This is a genomic window from Pseudoalteromonas rubra, from assembly GCF_005887115.1.
In the GTDB taxonomy this organism is placed as follows: Bacteria; Pseudomonadota; Gammaproteobacteria; order Enterobacterales; family Alteromonadaceae; genus Pseudoalteromonas; species Pseudoalteromonas rubra_F.
Map to the genome: position 1 here is coordinate 1 of NZ_PNCJ01000191.1, position 226 is coordinate 226.

The 226-nt window shown below is 49.1% G+C and carries 1 protein-coding gene; it reads left to right on the forward strand.

Annotation, left to right across the window (positions count from 1 at the left end; translation table 11 throughout):
• The coding region (locus CWB98_RS23715; protein ID WP_283241230.1) for a helicase C-terminal domain-containing protein at positions 1 to 226 on the forward strand (226 nt) is incomplete at both ends.

The window sequence follows — 226 nt, forward strand, 5'->3', positions numbered from 1 at the left end:
CCAAGGCAGTGTGCTTTTTGGCACCCAAAGTTTGTCTGAAGGCCTCGATTTGCCAGGCGATTACCTGACTAATCTAGTGATCACAAAAATCCCGTTTGCGGTGCCCACCTCACCGATTGAAGAAGCGCAAGCAGAGTTTGTAGAGCAAAAAGGAGGCAACCCGTTTTTATCCATTACCGTACCGGACGCCGCCAAGAAATTAGTACAAAGCTGTGGTAGACTGCTG